3 protein-coding genes are annotated in these 25,362 nt (G+C 67.7%); 2 read left to right on the top strand and 1 reads right to left on the bottom strand.

Annotation, left to right across the window (positions count from 1 at the left end; genetic code table 11):
- Positions 1-42: 42 nt before the first annotated feature.
- The gene (locus BJ970_RS31290) at positions 43-13,086 is read right to left on the bottom strand and encodes a type I polyketide synthase (RefSeq protein WP_184730923.1); all 13,044 of its coding nucleotides are present in this window, start codon (positions 13,084-13,086) and stop codon (positions 43-45) included.
- A gap of 540 nt (positions 13,087-13,626) precedes the next feature.
- Here BJ970_RS31290 and BJ970_RS31285 point away from each other — a divergent pair.
- Positions 13,627-14,475: an SDR family oxidoreductase gene (locus BJ970_RS31285; RefSeq protein WP_184730921.1), complete on the top strand. Its 849-nt coding sequence runs from the start codon at positions 13,627-13,629 to the stop codon at positions 14,473-14,475.
- 492 nt (positions 14,476-14,967) lie between these two features.
- The gene (locus BJ970_RS38400) at positions 14,968-25,296 is read left to right on the top strand and encodes a type I polyketide synthase (RefSeq protein WP_446689106.1); all 10,329 of its coding nucleotides are present in this window, start codon (positions 14,968-14,970) and stop codon (positions 25,294-25,296) included.
- Positions 25,297-25,362 lie beyond the last annotated feature (66 nt).

The raw sequence follows: 25,362 nt of genomic DNA, 5'->3' as shown, positions 1-25,362 counted from the left end.
CCGGATCAGGCCTGAATGCGGGCGACGCTCGGTGCCATGCTCTCAGGGGAGGTCGAACTCCGCGTCGAGCATTTCGATGATCTCGTCGGCCGTCGCGGAGTCGAGATCCTGGCCATCGACATCGACCTCGGACGCAGCGCGCCGGTCCCGCACATTGCGTAGCAGCGTCGTCAGCCTCGTCTCGATCTGCCGGTTCACGCGGTCCTCCATGGCGGACATGTCGGCGAGTGCCGACTGGAGTCTGTCGAGCTCGGCGAAGACCTGCTCATGCTTTTCCGCTTCCCCGTCCACCAACGCGGACAGCAGGAACTGGGCGAGGGCCGCCGGAGTCGGATGGTCGAAGACCATTGTGGCGGGCAGCCGAAGCCCGGTCGCGGTTGCGATCCTGTTCCGGAACTCCATCGCCGAAAGCGAGTCGAAACCCAGCTCCTTGAACGACCTCGTCGAGGATAGGTCGTCGCTTGCGCCGTGCCCGAGCACGGTCGATGCGGTCTCCCGAACGACATCGAGAAGCATGCGTTCCTGCTCTGGAGGCGTGAACATCTCCAGCCGTTGCCGCAGGTTCGCAACCGGTGCATCGGCAGTCTCCGCGTCGGTCACGGACTTCGCCGGAAGCAGGTTCTGAAGCACCGGAGACACCTCCCGGGCCTGGGCATCCGTCCGCAGCGCGGTCAGATCGAGATGCATCGGGATGAGCACGTCTCGATCCGTTAGCAGGGCGGCGTCTAGGAGCGCCAGTCCGTCCTCGGTCGAGAGCGGGCGAATCCCGGAACGGGCCAGCCGCTGCCTGTCCACATCGGTCAGATGGCTGGTCATCCCGGTCGGCAAGTCCCACAGTCCCCAAGCCAGGGACATGCCTGGGAGACCTTGCCGGCGCCGATGCTGGACCAGGGCATCGACGAACGCGTTCGCCGCAGCGTAATTGGCCTGGGCGGCGTTGCCCAACAGACCGGCCGCCGCCGAGAACACCACGAACGCGTCGAGGTCTTGATCCCGGGTCAACTCGTGCAGGTTCAGGAGTCCGTCGACCTTTCCCCGCCACACGGCGCCGAGCTGCCGAGGTGTCAACGACTCGATTATTCCGTCGTCAGTCGCACCGGCGGTGTGCACCACTGCCCGCAGCGGGCGGTTCTCGGGGATCGCTGCCAGGACTTCCGCCAGAGCGTCCCGATCAGCCACGTCGCACGCCACGACGTCCACGCTTGCTTCGAGCTCGGACAGTTCCAGGCACAACTCCCGCACACCTGCGGCCTCGATGCCGCGTCGGCTTGCCCAGACGATGTCGCGAACTTGGTGGGTTCGCACCAGATGCCGGGCAAGTGCCGCACCCAGCGTTCCGCCGCCCGTGATCAGCACGGTCCCGGATTGCCAGGCTTGGGGCGATGATCGGTGCAGGTCCTTTTTTCCCGAGGCTGGGGCGGAAAGCCGAACCATGCGGGGGACCAGTAGCGCGCCTCGGGATACCGCGAGCTGCGGCTCGTCCGTGGTGAGGGCTGTGCTGATCAGACTGGAGGACACCCGATTCGATCCGAGGTCGAGCAAGCCGAACCGGTCCGGATGTTCGGTCTGGGCAGACCGCAGCAATCCCCACACCGCGGCAGCCGCCAGATCCTCAGGTGCCTCAGCACCAGCGGCGACTGCATCACGCGTGGCCACCACGAGACGCGACGAATTCCACCGGGTGTCGGCCAGCCATTCCTGGATCACCGCGAGCACGGCACGGACGCCGTCGAACGCGTCGACACCGTCGGTAATGGGAGCAGGGAAGGTCACCGGGAACACCACGGTCTCGGGGACATCCCGTCCGGCTGCCACGGCGTCGGCCAGCGCGGCGAGATCGGGATAGGATTCCGCACCCGTCGCCTCGAAGAGATCGTCGAATCGACTTGCCACACCGTCCTGCCCGGCGCCCAGCAGAGCCCACCGGCCCGTGTCGACGACCTTGTGACGAGTCGCGGGAAGCCAGGCAAGTTCGAAGAGCGAGTGAGTAACCGCAGTACGGCGAGCCTTCTCCCACAGCTCGCTCGTCACCGGCCGCAGCACGAAGGAATCGATGGAGAGGACCACCCGGCCCGCCTCATCGGTGGCCGTGACCGACATCCCGCCCCGGTCGCGTTTCCGCGCGTGGACCGAGATTCGCGCCGAATCGGTCTTGCCGATTCTCACGCCCTCCCACTCGAACGGCGCGAGCACAACGCCGGGATCAAGCTCCGCTTCGGCCTCCATCGCAACGGCGACCACCTGCAGTACTGCATCGAGCACGCCGGGGTGCATCGCGAAACGGCCGTGCGAAACCCTGTCTGGCAGCAGGACTTCCCCGAAGAATTCGTCCCCACGCCGCCACATCGCATGCAGCCCACGGAACGCGGGACCGTATCGCAAGCCTCTTTCCGCAAGCGTCTCATAACGGCCGGACAACTCGATACGAGTCTCGCCTGGGGAGGGATGTTGTGGCACGGGCTCGTGTCCCTGCCAGTCCGCTGGGGATGCTACGGCCGTGGCATGGCAGACCCAGTCCGCTTCGGATGCCGACAGTTCGCGAGGACAGGAGTAGACCCGCAAAGAGCGCCGACCGGATTCCTCGGGGCCGATGACGAGCTGCACGGCGAGATCGTCCTGCTCGGTGAGCACCAACGGCGCGTGCAGGGTCAGCTCGTCAACACTCGCGCATCCGGCCTGCTCCGCAGCCCAGCAAGCCCACTCAGCGATTGCCGCTCCGGGAACGGTGATCGTGTCGAACACGACGTGGTCGGCCAACCACGGGTGGTCCTGTGTGGAGAGCCGTCCGGTGACCAGCCAACCCATGCCGCCTGCTAGCGCGACAGGAGTCGCCAGCACCGGATGGCCGCTCGGATCGGACGAGGGACGCGAAGGCTTGAGCCAGTATCGGTTTCGTTGGAAGGGGTAGGTGGGGAGGTCGATGTGGTGGGGGGTGTGGTGGTTGGGGGTGGGGGTGAGGGTGATGGGGAGTCCGTGGGTCCAGGCGTGGGCGAGGGTGGTGAGGAGTTGGTGGTGGTCGCCGTGGTGTTGGGTGAGGGTGGACAGGATCAGTGGTGTGGTGCTGGTTTCGGGGGTGGTGTTTTCGTGGGTGGTGTGGTGGGTGAGGGTGGTGTCGATGGCGGTGGTCAGGACGGGGTGGGGGCTGGTTTCGATGTAGTGGTGGTGGCCGTGGTTGTGCAGGGTGTGTAGGGCGTGGTCGAAGCGGACGGGTTGGCGGAGGTTGCGGGCCCAGTAGTCGGGGGTGAGGTCGGTGTGGTCGAGGAAGTCGCCGGTGACGGTGGAGCACAGGGGGATGTCGCCGGGGGTGGGGGTGATGCCGGTCAGGGCGTGGGTGATCTCGTCGGTGACGGTGTCGATCTGGGGGCTGTGGGAGGCGTAGTCCACCGGCAGCCACCGGGTCCGTATCCCCTGCTGCCGGCAGTGCTGGACCCAGTCGGTCAGGGCGTCGCGGTCGCCGGAGACCACGGTGGCGGTGGGGCTGTTGACCACGGCTACCGACAGCCGGTCCTGCCAGGGTTGTAGTTGCTGGGTGACGTCGTCGGGGGGCAGGGCCACCGAGACCATTCCACCCTGCCCGCACAGGGCGCGGAGTGCTTGGGCGCGCAGGGCCACGATGCGGGCACCGTCGGCAAGGGACAGGGCGCCGGCGACGCAGGCGGCGGCGATCTCGCCCTGGGAGTGTCCGACCACGGCGGTGGGGTGGATGCCGTGGGATTGCCAGACCCGGGCCAGGGACACCATCAGCGCCCACAGCACGGGTTGAAGGACCTCGACCCGCTGAAGGCAGGGCTCCTGGGTGGGGTCGCGCAGGACGGTGAGTAGGTCCCAGTCGGTGTGGGGGGCCAGGGCCTGGGCGCAGGCGGTCATGGTCTCGGTGAACACCGGGCAGACATCCAGCAGGTCACGGCCCATGCCGGGCCATTGCGTGCCCTGCCCGGGAAACACCAGCACCACACCCCCCTCGATGTTATGGGCGGTGCCGGTGATCACCCCGGTGCTCTCCCGCCCCTGCGCCAGCGCGGTAAGCCGCTCGCCGAACTCGGCCGGGGTCGTGGCCAGGACCACCGCCCGGTGGGGCAGCGCGGCCCGGCCGGTGGCCAGCACCCGCCCCACCCGGGCCACCTCCAGCCCGGGGTGCTCGGTGGCGAAGGCGGCCAGCCGGTGTGCTTGGGCCCGCAGGCCCGCCGGTGAGGCACCCGACACCACCCACCCCACCACACCAGCCGTTGCGTCCACATTGGACGCCGCCACGTCCGCACCAGCAGCCGTGGCCGTGGTGGTGGGGGTGTCGGTGTTGTCGGGTCGGTTTTCTGTGGGTGGTTGTTCGAGGATGAGGTGGGCGTTGGTGCCGCTGGCCCCGAACGAGGAGATCCCCGCCCGGCGCGGCCGCTGCCCCCGCGGCCACGACCGGGCCTGAGTCAAAAGCGACACCCCACCCGTCGACCAGTCCACATGCGGTGTGGGCTCATCCACATGCAACGTCCTGGGCAGCCGTTGGTGCTGGAGAGCCATCACCATCTTGATCACACCCGCGGCACCGGCCGCGGCCTGGGTATGACCGATGTTGGACTTCAACGATCCCAGCCACAACGGACGATCGGCCGGCCGGTCCTGACCATAGGTCGCCAACAACGCCTGGGCCTCGATCGGATCACCCAGCCTGGTGCCGGTGCCATGCGCCTCCACCACATCCACCTCACCGGGCGCAAGCCCCGCGTTGGCCAGGGCCTGGCGGATCACCCGCTGCTGGGCGGGTCCGTTGGGGGCGGTCAGGCCGTTGGAGGCGCCGTCCTGATTGACCGCCGAACCCCGCACCACCCCCACAACCCGATGCCCCCGACGGCGGGCATCCGAAAGACGTTCCAGCACCAGCATCCCCACCCCCTCCGACCAGCCAGTGCCATCCGCGCCCGCCGCGAACGCCTTACACCGCCCATCAGAAGCCAGACCCCGCTGCCGGGAAAACTCCACCCACAACGCCGGCGTGGCCATCACCGTCACACCACCCGCCAACGCCACCGAACACTCACCCTGCCGCAACGACTGACACGCCCAATGCAACGCCACCAACGACGACGAACACGCCGTATCCACCGTGACCGCAGGCCCCTCCAACCCCAACACATACGCCACACGACCGGACAGGACGGCCGCTGAAGTCCCGGTGAAGACCTGGCCTTCGCTTTGCTCGTTGGGGTTGGCGAGCCCGCCTGCGTATCCGAGCGAGGAGGCGCCCAGGAACACGCCTACCTCTTGTGCGCGCAGTGAGTGCGGGTCGATGTTGGCGTGTTCCAGCGCCTCCCACGAGGTCTCCAGCAACAACCGCTGTTGCGGATCCATCGCGGTCGCCTCACGCGGCGAAATCCCGAAAAACTCCGCATCGAACTCCGCCGCATCATACAAAAACCCACCCTCACGCACATACGACGTACCCGCATGATCCGGATCCGGATGAAACAACCCCGCCAGATCCCACCCACGATCCGTCGGGAACCCACCAATCGCATCCCCCTCCGAATCCACCAACCGCCACAACTCCTCCGCCGAACCCACCCCACCCGGCAACCGGCAACCGATACCCACAATCGCAATGGGTTCGTCCACGGTCCGCGCCCGAACGGTTTCCCTGGAAGGTTTTTCGGACACACCCGTGAGGAGTTCGCCGAGGCAACGCGCCACGGCGCTCGGTGTCGGGTGATCGAACACCAGGGTCGAGGGAAGCGGCGTCCCGGCCGCGGCGCTGAGCCGGTTGCGCAGCTCCACCGCGATTAACGAGTCGAAGCCGAGATCCTTGAAGGTCATCCGGCTATCGATCCGTTCGGGATCCCGAAGACCCAGGACGATGCCGGTGTGGGTGCGGACCAAGTCGAGGAGGACCTTTTCTTTCTCCTGAGCCGACGCCCCGGCGAGCCGGCGACCGAGTGTGTTCGTCTTCGCCGTACGCGGAGGGGATACGAGTCCACGTAGGACAGCGGGGAGCGTTTCGGTACTGGTGCGCAACGCGTCCGTGTCCACATCGAGCGGAATCAGATTGGGTTGGGCCAGGGTGGTTGCGGTGTCGAGGAGCGTCAAACCGTATTCGGTGCTCAGGGGCTGTAGTCCGACCCGGGCGAGGCGATGCCGATCGGCCTGGCCGAGTCCGGCGGTGATGTTGCTTGCTGATTCCCACAGGCCCCAAGCCAGTGACTGGCCGGGCAGGCCGAGACCCCGGCGATACCGAGCCAGCGCATCCAGGAATGCGTTTGCCGCCGCGTAGTTGCCCTGGCCCGGGTTGACCAGCACCGCGGCGGCGGAGGAGAACAGCACGAACGCCGAGACCGGGCGGTCAGCGGTGAGCTCATGCAGGTTCCACGCGCCCTGGGCCTTGGTCCGAAACACCGCAGCGCATCGTTGTGGCGTCAGCGCCTCGATCAATCCGTTGTCGGCGGTGCCCGCGGCATGAACAATCGCCAACGGCTGCGAATCATCGAGGTCTGCCAAAAGCTCGGCTACGGCCTGGCGGTCGGCCACATCGCAGGCCACCACCCGAACCCGCGCACCCTTTTCGCTGAGTTCCTCGACCAGCTCGCGTGCACCGTCGGCCGCCAGCCCCCTGCGGGAAGTCAACACCACATCACGGACACCATGAGCGCTCACGAGGTGACGGGCCACCAACCCGCCCAGCAGGCCGGTACCGCCGGTGATCAGCACGGTCCCGTCCGGACCCCACGGCGAGGGCACCGCTTCGCTCGCGGAAGGCACGCGCGCCAGTCGAGGCACCAGTACCTGAGCATTCCGCACCGCGAACTGGGGCTCACCCGAAGCAACCACATCGGCGAGCGCACCGAGATCCACGGCCGCGTCGTCGACATCGACGAGCACGAACCGGTCCGGATGCTCGGACTGCGCGGAGCGAACCAGCCCCCACAATGCGGCGCCGGCCAGGTCCACGACCTCGTCCTCGCCAGCGGCGACCGCGCCACGGGTTACCACGACGAGCCGTGAACTGGCGAACCGTGCGTCCCGCAAGAATGTTTGCAATTGCTGCAACGTTTGCCCAACGGCGTCCTGCGCCAACGATGGGACATCGGCGCTAGAGCCGCGGCCAGGCACCCGCAGAAGCACCCACTCGGGCATCGAATCGTTCGCTGCTGTCGCCTCGCACAACTCCGCCATTTCCGCGCAGTGCCAAGAGGAATCGCCATCGTCCGGTGTCGCGGTCTGCTCCGAACGTGCCAGTAGCCGGTTGGTTTCGGATGCTCCCGTCTGCGACATCGGCAACGTAACCCAGTCGAGGTGGAACAACGAATCACGCCGCGAGAGACCATTTCTCGACAGTTGATCGCCGAGGTCATCGGCTATTGGGTTGGGGGGTAGCCAGAATCGTTCGTGCTGGAAGGCGTAGGTGGGCAGCTCGACACGGGAAGCGGTGTCTTCTGGGTAGAGGGCCGTCCAGTCCATTTCGATGCCGTGGCCCCACAGGTGGGCGAGTGCGGTCAGGACGGTTTCGGTCTCCGGCTGGTTTTTGCGCAGGGTGGGAATCGCGGTGTGCATGTCCCCTGGGAGGGTTTCGCCGATCATGCCGGACAGGGTGGTGCCGGGGCCGAGTTCGACGAAGGTGTTCACGTCCTGCTCGTGCAGGGTCCGGACGCCGTCGGCGAACCGGACGGGGTGGCGGACGTGTTCGACCCAGTAGGCCGGGGTGCATAACCGCTCGGGTTCGGCGAGGTGTCCGGTCAGGTTGGACACCACCGGCAGCACCGGCGTGTGGTAGTCGACCTGGTCGAGTAGGGCCCGGAATTCCTCCAGCATCGGCTCGACCAGCGGGGAGTGAAACGCCCGGTTGACCGCCAGTGCTTTGGTCTTCAGCCCCTGCTGTCGTGCTTGTTCGGTGATCCGGGTGATGGCGGTGTCGGTGCCGGAGAGCACCACCGAGGCGGGGGTGTTGACCGCCGCGATCCCCACCTCGGCCTCCCGGCCCTCCACCAAGGCACGCACCCGGTCCTCACCGGCGCGGATGGACACCATCTTCCCGGCGGGGAGCTGCTGCATCAGCCGCGCCCGAGCGGCCACCACACGGCAGGCATCCGGCAACGACCACACCCCCGCCACATACGCAGCAGTGATCTCCCCAACCGAATGCCCGGCCACCACATCCGGCCGCACCCCGAAAGAATCCAGCAAACGCGACAACGCCACCCCGAGCGCGAACAACCCCGCCTGAACGAACCCCGTCTCCCCCAGCAGAGAGGACTCGGGTGAGCCGGGCTCGGACCACACCACCTCCCGCACACCATGCTCGGCCCGCATCAAAGGATCCAGCCCGGCGCACACCTCCTCGAACGCCTCCGCGAACACCGGAAACCGCTCAGACAACTCCCGGCCCATCCCGGACCATTGCGTGCCCTGACCGGAAAACACCCACCCCACCCGGCCCGCACCACTTACCGCACCCGCCAACGCGGCACCGCGCACCACACCCCGGATCTCCTCGTCCCGAGCCAGGGCCCGCAGACCAGTCACCAGCTCTTCCCGGGACGTGCCCAGCACGACCGCACGGTGTTCCAGCGCGGCCCGGGTCACCGCCAACGACCACCCCACCTGCGCCGGCACCAACCCCGCACCGTGCTCGGCGAAATCAGCCAACCGCCCCGCCTGGGCCCGCAGACCCTCCGCGGACCGGCCCGACACCACCCACGGCACCACACCCACCACGCTCGGCGAACCCTCACCCGGTGTATCACCGGTGGGCTCGGGGGCCTGTTCCAGGATCAGGTGCGCGTTGGTGCCCGAGATCCCGAACGAGGACACCCCCGCCCGGCGCGGTTGTCCCGTCTGCGGCCAGGGGCGGGCCTGGGTCAGTAGCGACACCGCACCCGCCGACCAGTCCACATGCGGCGTCGGCTCATCCACATGCAGGGTCCGGGGCAGCTGGCCGTGCCGCAGGGCCATCACCATCTTGATCACACCCGCCACACCCGCCGCCGCCTGCGCATGACCGATGTTGGACTTCAACGACCCCAACCACAACGGACCATCCGCGCCACGATCCTGGCCATAGGTCGCCAGCAATGCCTCGGCCTCGATCGGGTCTCCTAGCGTGGTGCCGGTGCCGTGGGCCTCTACCGCGTCCACCTCACCCGCCGACAACCCCGCGTTGGCCAGCGCCTGCCGGATCACCCGCTGCTGCGACACACCATTCGGCGCCGTCAACCCATTCGACGCACCATCCTGATTGACCGCCGAACCCCGCACCACCGCCAACACCCGATGCCCATGACGACGCGCATCCGACAACCGCTCCAAGACGAGTACGCCCACGCCCTCGGACCACGCAGTGCCGTCCGCCGCCGCCGCGAACGACTTGCACCGCCCATCGGGAGCCAAACCCCGCTGCCGCGAGAACTCGACGAACATCCCGGGAGTCGCCATCACGGCGACACCGCCCGCCAGGGCCAGCGTGCACTCGCCCTGCCGCAAGGACTGACAGGCCCAATGCACCGCCACCAACGACGAGGAACACGCCGTGTCCACCGTCACCGCGGGCCCCTGCAACCCGAGTACATAGGCCACGCGACCGGAGACCACGCTCACCGTGTTCCCGGTCAGGACGTGGCCGCTGTGCGCTGCCTGCGCTTGGTGAAGTCGTGGACCGTACTCCTGGTCAGTGGCGCCGACGAAGACGCCGGTTGCGGTGTCCCGAAGCGATAGCGGGTCGATACCGGACAGTTCCAGCGCCTCCCACGCCGTTTCCGCGAGCAATCGCTGTTGGGGGTCCATGACCAGTGCTTCCCGGTGGCTGATCCCGAAGAAGGCCGGGTCGAACTGGTCGGCATCGTGGAGGAACCCGCCCCGCCGGGTGTAGGACTTGCCCGGAACGCCGACCTCGTCGGAGAACAGGGCGTCCAGGTTCCACCCGCGGTTGTCGGGGAACTCGCCGATCGCCGCATCGCCGTTGCGCACGAGTTCCCATAGCTGGTCCGGTGAGGACGCCCCGCCCGGGTAACGACAGGCCATGCCGACGATGACGATCGGATCGTCCTCGGTGTGAGTCTCGGGCGGGGCGTCGACCCGCGACGGGGACTGCGACGCGAGGTGTTCCGCAAGGCTTTCCGGTGTCGAGTGCGAAAAGAATGCTGTGGTCGGGATGTTCTTCCCCGTGACAGCGGTCAGGCGAGCGCTGAGCTCCACCGCGGTCTGCGAGTCCAACCCGAGATCCTTGAAGGTCCGATCCGGTTCGGGGGACGCGCCCGACGGATAGCCCAGCGCCGACCCGACTTCCGCAAGCACTACAGCGAGGGAGGTTTCCCGATCTGGCAAGGCCACCGAGCCTTGCGTGATGGAGCGCTCGGCCGGCTCCGGAGCCGCCGCTTCCTGGTACGGCGCTTGCGCGTTGCCTGGCGAGTAGTTGGTGCGGACCGAGTCGATCCAGTACTTCTCGCGTTGAAAAGCGTAGGTGGGCAGGCGGATCGCGCGACCATGGTACGGCTCATACACCGCTTCCCAATCGAGCGGGACGCCGTGGCTGAACAGGTTCCCCAGCGCGGACAGCCAGGTGTGCGCCTCCGGTCGTCCCTTGCGTTGGGCGGAATCGACTACGAACGAATTCGTCCCGGGCGAGAGGCTGTCGCGTGCCGCACCCGCGAGCACCATGTCCGGCCCCAGTTCCAGGAAGCGCGTGACACCTTGCGCTTCGAGGCACCGAACGCCGTCGGCGAACCGGACGGTGTGCCTGACTTGGCGAGCCCAGTACTCGGGCGAACAGATGTCTTCCGCCGGGATGACCTCTCCGGTGACATTGGAGACGACCGGGATGAGCGGTGGGTGAAAGGTCAGACCCCGAGCGGTGTCGACGAGGCTTTGCAGCATCGGTTCCATCTTCGCCGAGTGGAACGCGTGGCTGACATTCAACCAGGTTGTCTTGCGGCCGATCTTCTCGAAGTGCGCAGCGATCCGCTCAGCCGCGTGTTCGTCCCCGGAGACCACGACGGCCATCGGGCTGTTCACCGCGGCGATCGATGCCGGCTCGCCGCGCAGCAACGGCAGCACTTCCTCCTCTGTGGCCTGGAGCGCCACCATCGCGCCGTCCGACGCGAGCTGCTGCATCAGGCGGCCACGAGCGGCGACCAAGGTGCAGGAGTCTTCCAGCGACAGGACACCGGCGAGGTGTGCGGCGGCGAGTTCACCGATCGAATGGCCCAGGAGGAAGTCGGGGCGCAGGCCGACATGCTCAGCGAGTCGGAACAGCGCCACCTCGATCGCGAACACGGCAGCCTGCGTGTACGACGTCTGGTCGAGCAGCGCCGCCTCCGGCGATCCCTCGTCGCCGAACACGATTTCGCGAAGCGGGCGTTCCAAGTGGTTGTCCAGTAACGAACTAGTCTCGTCGAAAGACCGCGCGAAGACCGGAAAACACCCGTACATTTCCAGTCCCATGCGCGGTCGCTGCGCTCCTTGCCCGGGTAGCAGGAAGGCGACCTTTCCCGGCCGCGCGACTCCCCGTGCCATGCCGGGCCCGCTCTTGCCGTCGGCGAGCACATCGAGCGTGTCGAGAAACGATTGCCGATCCTCGGCGACCAGTACCGCTCGATGCCTGAAGCCGGTCCGGGTGGTGGCGAGCGAATATCCGATGTCGGCAAGGGCGAGTTCGGGGTGGTCCGCGAGATGCGTCCGCAGGCGACTGGCCTGGTCGGCCAAGGTCTGTGGACTCCGCCCGGAGATCGTCCATGGCAGCACGGCAGGACTTGTCGAGTCCGCGGGTGTGTCGGCTGCCACCGTCGGCGCTGCCGCTACCACGAGATGGCAATTGGCGCCGCCGATGCCGAAGGAACTCACCCCGGCCAGCAGCGGTTGGTCGGGAACGGGCCAGTCCGTCAGCGATCGTTGGACCGTCAGGTTCAGGGCGTCCAGCGGGATTTCGGGATTCGGGGTCTCGAAGCGCGGATTCGGCGGAATCCGTCCGTGCGTCAGGGACAGCACGACCTTGAGTAGGCCCGCGACGCCCGCGGCGCCTTCCAGGTGGCCGATGTTGGTCTTGACGGACCCGACGAGCAGCGGGTGGCGACGGCCGGGCGCGTTGCCGACGACCGCGCCGAGCGCGGCGGCTTCGATGGGGTCGCCCAGTTTCGTCCCGGTGCCATGTACTTCGACGTACTGCACGTCGGCCGGGTCCGTGCCGGCGCACTCGTAGGCGAGTCGGAGAACCTCTTCCTGAGCCTGCTGACTGGGTACCGTGAGCCCCGCGTCGGCACCGCCGTTGTTCGTCGCTCCGCCGAGGATGACACCGTAGACGCGATCACCGTCGGAGACGGCCTGGGAGAGCCGCTTGAGCACGACCAGCCCGGCTCCCTCGCCACGGACGTAGCCGTTCGCCCGGGCGTCGAAGGCGTAGCAGCGGCCGTCCGGAGACAGGGCGCCGGAGCGTGCGGCCACGACGAAGCTTTCGGGCGAGAGGTTGAGATTGACACCGCCGGCCAAGGCCAAAGTCGATTCCCCGCGCCGCAGGCTCTCGCAGGCGAGATGGACGGCCACCAGCGACGAAGACTGGCCGGTGTCGACGACCATGCTCGGGCCCGCGATCCCGTAGTGGTAGGAGATGCGGTTGGCGATGATGCTCCGGTGCGAGCCCGTGATCGTGTGGTGGGTGATGCTGTCCGCACGACGCCGGTAGAGCATGGTGGCGTAGTCGTCCCAGATCGCCCCCAGGAACACGCCGGTTCGGCTCCCCCGGAGCCGCTCGGGCAGGACTCCGGCATCCTCCCACGCCTCCCAGCTCAGTTCCAGGGCGAGGCGTTGCCGGGGGTCCATCTCGGTCGCTTCCCGTGGCGAGATGCCGAAGAAATCCGCGTCGAACTCGTCCACCCGAGGCAGGAAACCCCCGCGCCGCAGGCATTCCCGCCACGGTGCGGACTCGTCGAGTCCGAAGAACTCATTGCCGTCCCAGCGGTCCCACGGTGTCTCCGTGATCGCGTCCGCGCCGTCACGCAGCAGCTGCCAGAAGTCGTCGGGGCGCGGAGCATGGGGGAGTCGGCAGGAAATTCCGACAATCGCGATCGGGCCATCGTATGCCGACTCGAACTCCTGCTGCTTGGCGTCGCACCGAGGCATGCTGCTCTCGCTCCAGTCTGGTTTGATCTGGGTACCGGCTACGGCACTTCCAAAAGACGGACCCACGGCTGATCGCGGGCCCTGGTCCCAACATCACTTGAACTGTTACCAGGGATGCGAGCGATAGTCTAAACACACCGGTGCTCTTCTCGGGTAAAGTCCAGCGAGGTGACTTTTGGGAAGCGGTTGTGCCCCAACGGACCAGCCTTGATCATCCGTTAAGGGTGTCCATCAGGTTTCTTGAGGTATTTTCGTGTGGCGCGAGGAGTATCTGGTCCCGGAGCTGCGGGGATCCTGGCCGCCAGTCGCCTGGCCGGAGGAACCCGAATGGGTGATTGAACCCTATCGGGCGAGCGTGCAAGATTTTGCTTGCCGCTGGGGCCGTGGGCATCGACGCTACGAAATCGGCAAACCGTTTGAATTTCTTTGTCGGTGTCGCAGACAAAGCTTCCGCTTATGCGGATGTAGGTGGGTAGTCGTTGTTCAAATCAGAATGGGACGGGCGTCTCGCCGTGCGCGGAAGGGAAGACAGGGCCGACGATGGAACTCGCGAAGGGGAATGTGGCAGTCGTCACCGGTGCTGCGAACGGGATCGGCCGAGCGCTCGCCAGTTCCCTGGTCGAACGCGGTATCCACGTGGTGCTCGCGGACATTGACGACGCGAGCCTGAGACGAACGGCGGGCGAGCTTCCCGGTGAGGTCCGCAGCCGGGTGGTTGATGTTTCGGACCTCGCGCAGATGGAAGATCTCGCGCGGTTCACGCTGGCCGAGTTCGACCGCGTGGACCTCGTGATCAACAATGCCGGCATCACCGGTATCGGTGCCGGGCCCTGCTGGACGGTGCGCCCGGACGACTGGGATCTGGCCTGGTCGGTCAATGTCGGCGGGGTCGTGAACGGAATCCGAGCCTTCGTCCCGCATCTGGTAGAGGCCGATCGCGGCCATGTGGTCAACGTCGCCTCGATCGCCGGACTCGTCACCCGGCCGTTCGTGGCCGCATACACCGCGAGCAAGAGCGCTGTCGTCGCGTTGTCCGAGTCCTTGCGCGGCGAGTTGTCGGGCATCGGGTCGGGCGTCGGGGTGTCGGTGGTCTGCCCGGGACCGGTGCGCACCAGGTTCTTCGAGTACCTGGCGGCAGGGCCGCAGGGTTGTCCCGACTACTTCGCGCGATCGAACCGGCTTGTCGCGACCCTGCCGGCATCCTTGCAGGCCGAACTCGGCGAAGCGATGGTCGGCGCCGCGGCAAGCGCGCTCGCGCCGCAGCAGGCGGCGCAGGTCATCGTCGACGCGGTCACCGCGGACCGATTCTTGATCCTGACCGATCTGGACAGTGGTCGCGAGGTTGAACAGACGTGGGAGAAAAGACTTGCGGAAGTCCGCGAACGGTGATCCGCCGAATTCGGTGTGTCGGCGGTTTCCGGATGATGGCGGCCCGCCGCCGTCGTGGTCGCGAATGATGTGCCTTTCTTCCGTTTTCCGAAATCGCCGGGACGAAGCCAAGTCGGGATCGGCCGGAGTGGCGCGAAGACGCCCGGCCGCGGATTCTGGTGCCCCGGATTTCTCGACGAGATCACGCCGGGTCGCGGGTTCCGCATCGAATCGCGCAACTGTTGTATCCAAGCAACCAATTAACTTAAAAGTCATATGCGGGCGGTCGGCGAGTCGAGTGGCGCGTGGACCCGGTGCGCAGTCGGCACGGTGCCGATCCGATTCGGCCGACTTGCCTGCTGGCGTGATTTGGCCAGGCGCGCCCTAATGTCGGCTGTTGGTCTGTAATGGTGTTGTCGGGAAGAGTTTGCTGACTCGCAACAAATCCGTGGTCCTTCGTGCTCATCGTCGCGCGACGTAGGGGCCCGTGTTCCCCCGAATATCCGAGGGACTGTGTCCGGTCCGCTGTGTCCAGAGAATGATGAGGTGACGACGGTGACGAGTGAGGAGCAGTGGCTCACCTACCTGAAGCGGGCAACGGCCGACCTGCACCGCACCCGCCAACGGCTTCGCGCCATCGAGAGCAGTGCCCGTGAACCGATCGCCATCGTGGGCATCGGCTGCCGCTTTCCGGGTGGGGTGGGTTCGCCGGAGGAGCTGTGGCGGCTGGTGGCCTCGGAGGGGGATGCGGTTGGCGGCTTTCCGGCCGATCGTGGTTGGGATTTGGCGGAATTGTTCCACCCGGATCCGGATCATCCGGGTACGTCGTACGTGCGCGAGGCCGGATTCTTGCATGGCGCGGCCGAGTTCGATGCCGAGTTTTTCGGGATCTCGCCGCGTGAGGCCACCGCGATGGATCCGCAGCAGCGGTTACTGCTGGAGACCTCGTGGGAGGCGCTGGAACACGCCGGTATCGACCCGTTGTCGTTGCGGGGCAGTCAAACCGGGGTCTATGCCGGTTTGATCCACCACGATTACGGGGCGCGTTCCGGCGACATCCTGGACCTTGAGGGGCACCTCGGACAGGGCAGCTCCGGCAGTGTCGTGTCGGGGCGTATCGCCTACACGCTCGGGCTCGAAGGCCCAGCGGTCACTGTGGACACCGGGTGTTCTTCATCACTGGTGACGCTCCACCTGGCGGTACAGGCGCTTAGGCAGGGCGAGTGCTCCCTCGCGCTTGCGGGGGGCGTTACCACGATGGCCACCCCCGTAACGTTCTCGGTCTTCAGCCGCCAGCGAGCACTTGCGCGGGACGGTCGATGCAAGGCGTTCTCCTCCCGTGCCGATGGAACCGGGTTCTCCGAAGGCGTGGGCCTTCTCGTGCTGGAGCGGTTGTCCGACGCCCGGCGCAACAAGCATCCGATCTTGGCGTTGGTTCGGGGATCGGCGATCAACCAGGACGGCGCAAGCAGCAACCTGACCGCGCCCAACGGCCCTTCGCAGCAACGCGTGATCAGGCAGGCGCTGGCGAATGCGGGCCTGGCTCCCGATGACGTCGATGCGGTGGAGGCGCACGGCACCGGTACCAAACTGGGCGATCCGGTTGAAGCGCAGGCACTGCTGGCAACGTACGGTCAGGACCGTTCTGGTGACCGCCCGTTGTGGCTCGGCTCGGTCAAGTCCAACATCGGGCACACCCAGGCCGCGGCCGGCGCGGCGGGTGTGATCAAGATGGTGATGGCGCTGCGGCGCGGTGTCCTGCCGTCGACGCTCCATGTCGACGAACTCACCCCGCACGTGGATTGGTCCGCGGGCACCGTCTCGGTGTTGCGGGAGTCGCGGCCTTGGCCGGAACTGGATCGGCCCCGCAGGGCGGCGGTGTCCGCTTTCGGCATCTCCGGGACCAATGCGCACGTGGTTCTGGAGCAGGCGCCGGATCGCGACACCCAACCGTCGACCGATGCGGTGGATCCGAGCAGCGCATCCGACGGCTCTGCCGAGGACAGGCCGTCGCTGCTGTTCTCCGCGAGTGGTTCACCGGGTCCGGTGCCCTGGGTGATCTCGGGTCGAAGCGAGGAGGGGCTGCGCGCTCAGACGGGTCGCCTGGCGGACTTTGTCCAGGAATCGCCCGGACTTTCGCCGGGTGATGTGGGCTGGTCGTTGGCCAACACCCGGGCCGAGTTGGAGCACCGCGCGGTGGTGCTCGGCTCGAACCAGGCCGAGTTCGTCGAGCGGCTTCGGGCAGTGGCGGAAGGCCGTGACGCCGACGGTGTCGTGCGGGGAATGACGACCGGCGGCGGAGACGGTCGCGTGGTGCTGGTGTTTCCGGGCCAAGGCTCGCAATGGCCCGGCATGGGGCGAGAGCTGCTGGACTCCTGCCCGGTTTTCGCCGAAGCGATGGACGAATGCGGCCAGGCGCTGCGTCCCTTCGTGGACTGGGACCTGCTGTCGGTTGTGCGGGGCGCGGCCGATGCGCCCGGGCTGGATCAGGTGGAGGTGATCCAACCCGTTCTGTGGTCGGTGATGGTGTCCCTGGCGCGGCTGTGGCAGGCGCACGGGGTGCGCCCGGCGGCTGTGGTGGGCCACTCCCAAGGCGAAATCGCCGCTGCCTGCGTGGCCGGCGCGCTGTCACTCGACGACGGGGCGCGGGTAGTGGCGCTGCGAGCGAAGGCGTTGCGCGCCTTGCAGGGCCGAGGCGCGATGGCGGTCGCCGCTCTTGGCGCCGAAGACGTCGTGCAGCGGTTGGCGGCATGGGAGGGGCGGTTGTCCTTGGCCGGGGTGAACGGGCCGCGCTCGGTGGCCGTCACCGGCGACCCGGATGCCGTGGAGGAGTTGCGCCGCGCGCTCACCGAGGACGGGGTGCACTCGTGGCGGATTCCCGGGGTGGACTGTGCCACGCATTGCCCGCAGGTGGAGCCGCTGCGGGAAGAAATTCTGGCGGCATTGGCGCCGGTTCGCCCCCGTCCGGCGTGCGTGCCGATGTTGTCGACGAGCACCGGGGAGTGGGTCGAGGGCCCGGAGCTGACCGCCGACTACTGGTATCGGAACATGCGCGAGCCGGTGTGGTTCGCCCCGGCCATCGAGCGGTTGCGGGACCAGGGCTTCGAGTACTTCGTCGAATCGGCCCCGCATTCCGTGTTGACCACCGCAATGGAGCAGCTCCTGGAATCGTCTGACCGCGGTGGTCTGGTAGTGCCGTCCCTGAAGCGAGATCGCGGTGGCTGGGACCGGATGCTGGAGTCGCTGGGGCGCGCGTGGACGAATGGCCTCGGCGTGAACTGGTCTCCGGCGTTCGGCCCCTCGGCGGGCCACGTGGACCTGCCGACGTATGCATTTCAGCGGGAACGGTTCTGGTTGTCCGGCCGCGCCGGTGCGGGAGACGTGACCGAGGTCGGGCTGCAGCCCGTGGAGCACCCGTTGCTGCGGGCGGAGGTGGAGCTTCCCGAGTCCGACGGTTGGGTGTTCTCCGGCCGGATCTCGTTGGAATCGCATCCCTGGCTGGCTGATCACGAGGTGTTCGACACCGTGGTGGTCCCCGGGGCCACCTGGGTGGAGGCAGTGGCGGCCGCCGGCGGCCGAGTAGGGGCCAATCACCTGGTGGAGCTGGTGCTGGAGACACCGATGGTGCTCCGAGCTGAGGACGAGATGTCGGTCGAGGTGATGATCGACGGGGCCGACACCGAGACGGGGCACCGAACGGTCGGGGTGTATTCCCGTCCGTCCCCAGCGGACTCACCCACCCCCTGGACCCGCCACGCGCGCGGACTGTTGGCCGGAGACAACGCGTCGAACCTCCGACCACCGGACGAATTGACGGGAGTTTGGCCGCCCGATGGTGCGCGCGTGATTCCCGTGGACGGCGCGTATGACCGGCTGGCCGCGAACGGTGTTGGGTACGGGCCTGTTTTCCAAGGGGTGCGCAAGATCTGGCAGCGAGGCGCCGAACTCTTCGCCGAAGTCCGGTTGCCTGCCGCAGCCGAGAACATGGCGGCGCGGTTCGTGCTGCATCCGGCATTGTTGGACGCAGCGGTACATGCCGGAACGATGGGCGCGGAGACGGCTACGGACGATGTGCGGCTGCCGTTCTCCTGGAATGGGGTGCGGCTACGGGAGACCGCGTCGTCAACGCTGCGGGTCTGGCTTTCTCCCACCGGACCGGACGGTGCGTGCGTACGCGCGGTGGACGAGACCGGCCGAGAGGTCTTCGCGATCGAGCACCTTGAGCTGCGACCAATGGCGCCGGAACGGTTGGCGGCGGCGGGCGGCTATCGCGACTCGCTCTTCCACACCGACTGGACCCCGCTGTCCGTGGCACCGTCTTCCGGCCCGCCTGAGACCGAGTGGCTCGTCATAGGCAGCGACGACGCGATACGGAACTCGGCGGATGCCGCGCTGCGGCATGTGGCTGGTCTCCATGAGTTGAGCGCCGCCGATGACGATCGGCCGGTCCCGGAGGCCGTGTGCCTCATTTGCCCCTCCGATGCGGGCAATGACGACATTCCTTCGGCGGCACGGTCTTTTACGGGATGGGTGCTGGAGCACCTGCAGTGGTGGTTGGGTGCGGGGCACGCTGCGGGATCACGGCTCGTCGTCGTCACCCGAGGCGCGGTGGCCGCCGCCACCGGTGAGGCTCCAGATGTGGCCGCGGCCGCCGTGTGGGGATTGGTGCGCTCGGCGCAGTCGGAGCATCCGGATCGGGTCGTGCTGGTCGACACCGACCGCGACGGCGTGGATCCCGGCCTGCTGTCTGCCGCGGTGAGTTCCGGCGAACCCCAGATGGCTGTGCGGGACGGGAAGGCGTGGGTGCCTCGCCTCTCACGCGTGTCGCCGGCCGAAGAAACGGCCGCCTCGGCTTGGAACCCCAACGCGACTGTGCTGATCACGGGCGGCACCGGGCTGCTCGGGAGCTTGGTCGCACGCCACCTGGTGGCCGCCCACGAAGTGCGGAATGTGGTGCTGGCATCCCGAAGCGGGATGGATGCCCGGGGAGCGCGAGAGCTGTCCGCCGAGCTCTCCGAGCAGGGTGCGCGAGTCGATATCGTGTCCTGTGATGTGTCGGATCGCGACGCGGTGGCCGAGTTGCTGGCGCGTATCGATGCTCGGGCACCACTGGCGGTGGTCCACACCGCCGGGACGCTCGATGACGGAGTGATCGAGTCCTTGACGGCGCAGCGATGTGCCGCAGTGTTGCGCACCAAGGCCGAGGGAGCCTGGAACCTGCACGAGTTGACCGCGGACCGGGACGTGTCGGCGTTCGTGATGTTCTCCTCGGCCGCGGGGCTCTTCGGCAACCCGGGGCAGGGAAACTACGCCGCCGCCAACGCATTTCTGGATGCGCTGGCCGAGCTTCGGCGCGGTCTCGGCCTGCCGGGGCAGTCCTTGGCGTGGGGCCTGTGGGAGCCGGAAAGCGCAATGAGCGCGGAGCTCGGGGGCGTCGATCGCAACCGCATCGCGCAAGCCGGAATGCGAGCGTTGAGCCCGGAGCACGGGCTGGCGCTGTTCGATGTGGCGACGACTTTCGACCGTCCCGTACTAGGCGCGTTCCACCTGGACACCGCCGCCCTGCGCACCCATCAAAATCCCGAGTTGTTGCCGCCGCTGCTGCGTGACCTCGTTCCCGTGCGGACGCAGCGCCGCGAACGTGGGCGGACGGACCTGACCGAGCGGTTCGCCGGGATGTCGGCCTCGGAGCGGGACCACCTGGTGCTGGAGCTGGTCCGCACTCACACCGCTGATGTGCTTGGCCGTCGTGGCCCCGAGACCGTAGAGGTGGGCAGGGCGTTCAAGGACTTCGGATTCGACTCGCTCACGGCGGTGGAACTCCGCAACCGGCTCAGCACCGCGACCGGCATCAGGCTTCCGTCGACCTTGATCTTCGATCAACCCACGCCGGCGGCGGTGTCGCGGTTCCTGTGCGATCAGCTGGTCGGCATGTCCGGACCCGCGAACCACGGCCCGGTGCCACATGCCCAGGTCGTCGACGAACCCATAGCGATTGTGGGTATCGGTTGCCGGTTGCCGGGTGGGGTGGGTTCGGCGGAGGAGTTGTGGCGGTTGGTGGATTCGGAGGGGGATGCGATTGGTGGGTTCCCGACGGATCGTGGGTGGGATCTGGCGGGGTTGTTTCATCCGGATCCGGATCATGCGGGTACGTCGTATGTGCGTGAGGGTGGGTTTTTGTATGACGCGGCGGAGTTCGATGCGGAGTTTTTCGGGATTTCGCCGCGTGAGGCCACTGCGATGGATCCGCAGCAGCGGTTGTTGCTGGAGACCTCGTGGGAGGCGCTGGAGCATGCCGGTATCGACCCGTTGTCGTTGCGGGGCAGCCAAACCGGTGTCTTCGCCGGGTTGATCAGCAACGACTACGCTATGTTGCTGGAGCGTGACCGCAGCGCCGCCGAAGGCTACTTGACCACCGGCAGTGCCGGCAGTGTCGTCTCGGGTCGTGTTGCCTATGTGTTGGGGCTGGAGGGCCCTGCGATCACGGTGGACACGGCGTGTTCGTCGTCGCTGGTGGCGTTGCATTGGGCGTGTCAGTCGTTGCGGCAGGGCGAGAGCACCCTGGCGCTGACGGGCGGCGTCACCCTGATGGCGACACCCGCCGGACTCGTCGAGTTCTCGCGGCAGCGCGGTTTGGCGCCCGATGGACGGTGCAAGGCGTTCGCCGCGGCGGCGGATGGCACCAGTTGGTCCGAGGGGGTGGGCGTGCTGGTGCTGGAGCGCCTGTCGGATGCACGTCGGCACGGTCATCGGATTCTGGCGGTGGTGCGCGGTTCCGCGATCAACCAGGACGGGGCGAGCAACGGTTTGACCGCGCCCAATGGCCCGTCGCAGCAACGGGTCCTCAGGCAAGCGTTGGCGAACGCCGGTCTTGCGGCCAGCGATGTGGATGTCGTGGAGGCGCATGGCACCGGCACGACCCTGGGCGACCCGATCGAGGCGGAGGCGTTGCTGGCGACCTATGGACAGGACCGGCCGGCGGACCGTCCATTGTGGTTGGGTGCGTTGAAGTCGAACATCGGTCACACGCAAGCGGCGGCGGGGGTGGCCGGTGTGATCAAGATGGTGATGGCGCTGCGCCACGGTCAACTGCCGAGGACACTGCACGTGGACGAGCCGACCCCGCATGTCGACTGGGCCGCCACCGGTGCGGTGTCGCTGCTGACCGAGGCTCAGCCCTGGCAGGAGGCGGACCGCCCGCGCCGCGCCGGAGTGTCGGCATTCGGGATCTCGGGCACCAACGCCCACGTGATCATCGAACAGGCGCCCGCCGACGACACCGAAGCAAGACGTGCCGTCGACATCACCGAGCCCGCTACCGTGCTCGAACCGGACGAATCGACCTGCCCGCCGGTGCCGTGGGTGCTGTCGGGCCGGTCCGAGGGCGCGTTGCGAGCCCAGGCCGAGCGCTTGGCGGAGTTCGTGCGCTCGTCTCCGGAAATCTCGGTCGTTGACGCGGGGTGGTCGTTGGCCACCACGCGGGCCGCCCTGGAGCATCGTGCGGTCGTGCTCGGCTCGAACCGGGCCGAGTTCGTCGAGGGGCTTCGCGCGCTGGCCGAGGGCCGTGACGCGGCGAGTGTCGTGCGTGGTGTTGCTGCTGGAGCACCGGATTCCGGGGTTGTGCTGGTGTTTCCGGGCCAAGGCTCGCAATGGCCGGGAATGGGCCGCGATCTGTTGGGGTCCTGCCCGGTGTTCGCCGCGGCGATGGCCGAATGCGCGGCGGCGCTCTCGCCGTTCGTGGAGTGGGACCTGTTGTCGGTGGTGCGTGGCGAGGACGAGGCTGCGACCTTGGACCAGGTGGATGTCGTCCAGCCCGCATTGTGGGCGATCATGGTGTCTTTGGCCCGCGTATGGCAATCCCACGGGATACGCCCGACCGCGGTGGTGGGCCATTCGCAGGGGGAGATCGCCGCCGCCTGCGTGGCCGGGGCGCTGTCGCTCGACGAGGCGGCCAAGGTCGTGGCGCTGCGGTCACAAGCCTTGCGGGCGTTGTCGGGTCGGGGTGGCATGGTTTCGGTCGCACTGTCGGCGGAAGACGTGGCCCGCAGTCTGCAGCCCTGGCAGGGCCGGTTGTCCGTGGCGGTGATCAACAGTCCCAGCGCGACCGTGGTCTCCGGAGATCGCGATGCCCTCCAAGAGTGGGTGGCGGCGTGTGAGCAGGAGGGGGTGCGGGCGCGGTGGTTGCCGGTGGACTACGCCTCGCACTGCCCGCAGATCGACACCGTCGCCGACCAGATCATCCGGTCCCTGGACGGGATTAATCCCGTCGCCGGGGAGATCCCGATGTGCTCGACGGTGCGGGGAGATTTCCTCGATGGCAGCGAGCTGACCGCACAGTACTGGGTCGACAACCTGCGCCAAACCGTCCGGTTCGACCAAGCCGTCCGGACCCTGCAGGCGCACGGCCACCAGCGCTTCATCGAGACCAGTCCGCACCCGGTGCTGACCACCGCGATCGATACTACCTTCGGCACGTCGATTTCCCTTGAAATCGCAACGCCGCCGGTGGTATTGGGCACCCTCACACAAAACCATGGCGGACACCACCGGCTCCTCACCGCCGTTGCCGACGCCTGGACGCACGGCCTCCCCGCCACCTTCACGCCCATCTGGGACGGCCACCGTCCGCACCGTGTCGACCTGCCCACCTATGCCTTCCAGCGCGAGCGTTACTGGCTGGATGCCGCGGAGCCGGCACCGGCCGACGAAGCGAGCGGTGCGAACGCGTGGTTGTGGGAGTCGGTCGACAAGGAAGACGTGACGGGGATCGCCGCCGCGTTGGGTGTCGAGGCCGATACGCGGCTGACCGATGTCGTTCCGGCATTGTCGGAGTGGCGCCGCCAGCGGCAGGACCGCTCCACCGTGCAACGGTGGTGCTACCGAGTGCAATGGCGGCCCATCACGGCTGCTGGCGGCGGCAAGGCACTGTCCGGTCGATGGCTGCTCATCGTTCCCGGGCAGGCGGCCGAGCTCGGATGGGTGCAAGAGATGGCGGAAGCTCTGCGCGCCCGTGGTGTGCAGGACGTCAGGCTCCTGCCGGTGACCGCAGAGGACGCCGATCGTGAGCGGCTGGCGGAACGGCTGCGGCACATCCTCGACAGCGAGGAGTCGGAACCCGTGCGCGGCATCGTCTCGTTGTGGGCCTGGGACGCGCAGTCGCACCCTTGGTGGAACTTGCCGACGTGCTTGGCCGGAACCGTCGCTTTGGCGCACGCAATGGGGGACTGCGCAGTGGCGGCTCCGCTGTGGGTTCTGACGCAGCGAGCGGTGGTGGCCGACGAGACGCAGGACGTTGCAGATCCCGTCCAGGAAGAGCTGTGGGGCCTTGGCCAGGTGATCGGCCTGGAACATCCCGACACATGGGGCGGACTGGTCGATCTCCCGTCCGAAGTGGACTCCGAGGTACTGGAGCGGATGACGGCGGTATGGGCGGCCGCTCACGAGGATCAGGTGGCCATCCGTCCGTCCGGGCTGCGAGTGCGGCGGTTGCTCCGCTCCACCGTCGGCAGTTCGGCATCGCCGGCCTGGGTTCCCAGCGGGACGGTGCTCGTGACCGGTGGCACCGGCGGCGTGGGTGGTCAGGTCGCCCGGTGGCTCGCGCGGTCGGGCGCGTCGCACGTGGTCGTCACCAGCCGCCAGGGGCCGGACGCGGCCGGGGCGAAGGACCTGGAGAACGAGCTGCGTGCCCTCGGTGTCCGGGTGACGGTCGCGGCCTGCGACGTGGCCGACCGGAGCGCGGTCGAGCGCCTGGTCGAGAAGGTGATGTCGGACGGGGCTCCGATCCGGGCGGTGTTCCACGCGGCCGGCGTGGGACAGGAGACGCTGTTGGCGCAGACGGGCCTGGCCGACTTCGAGAAGATCCGGGCGGCCAAGGTGACCGGTGCGCAGAACCTCGTCGACGTGCTTGATCACGGGTCGCTCGACGCGCTCGTGCTGTTCTCCTCCGGGTCGGGCGTGTGGGGCAGCGCCGGGCATTCCGGATACGCCGCGGCCAACGCGTACTTGGACTCCTTCGCCCAGCGGCATCGCGCGGAGGGCCTTCCCGTCACCTCCGTGGCCTGGGGCCTGTGGGAAGGTCCCGGTCTCGCCCAGGGCGAAGGGGAGGACTTCCTCCAGCGGCGAGGCTTGCGGCCCATGCCGTCCCCTCTCGCGCTCAGCGCCTTGGCGCAGCTCCTCGGAACGGACGAGACCTGCCCGGTGGTGGCCGACATCGACTGGGAGACGTTCGCGCCCATCTTCACCGCAGCACGCGCGCACCCGCTGATCCAGGATCTTCCCGAGGTGCGCACCGTTCTCGCGAGCGAGCCGGAATCTGCCTCCGAGAACGGCGAGGCCCTCATCGCCCGGTTGGCGGGCCTCGCCCTAGACGACCAACAACGCACCCTGCTGGAGCTGGTGAGAACGCAGGCTGCCGCAGTTCTCCGGCACACCGGATCGGAAACCATCGATCCACGCAAGGCTTTCCGGGAGCACGGTTTCGATTCCTTGACGGCCGTGGAGATGCGCAACCGCCTCGTATCCGCGACCGGTTGCCGGTTGCCGGCCACCCTCGTGTTCGACCACCCGACCCCGGAGGCGCTGGCGGACTTCCTCCGCATCACGCTGTTGGGCGTCGAGGACGCGGCCGAAAGCGTGCTCGGAGAGCTCGAACGGATCGGAACGGCACTGTCCGGATTGGACCCCGACCCGACCGACCGGAAGCGAATCACCGCATGCCTGCGCACGTTGCTGCGGACGTGGGACGACAACGGGGACGAGACGGCGCACCACGAGCTGCAATCGGCAAGCCTGGATGAGGTTCTCGGCGTCATCCAAACGGAATTGAGAAGACAGCGCAACTGAACAGTTTCTCCACCTGTCACAGCCCTTTCAGCGGAACCACCCGCGTCGTTGCCTGAACACACGGCG

Source organism: Saccharopolyspora phatthalungensis, from assembly GCF_014203395.1.
Lineage (GTDB): Bacteria > Actinomycetota > Actinomycetes > Mycobacteriales > Pseudonocardiaceae > Saccharopolyspora > Saccharopolyspora phatthalungensis.
The sequence above is the reverse complement of the archived record's forward strand: the minus strand, read 5'-3'. Positions and strand labels throughout refer to the sequence as shown.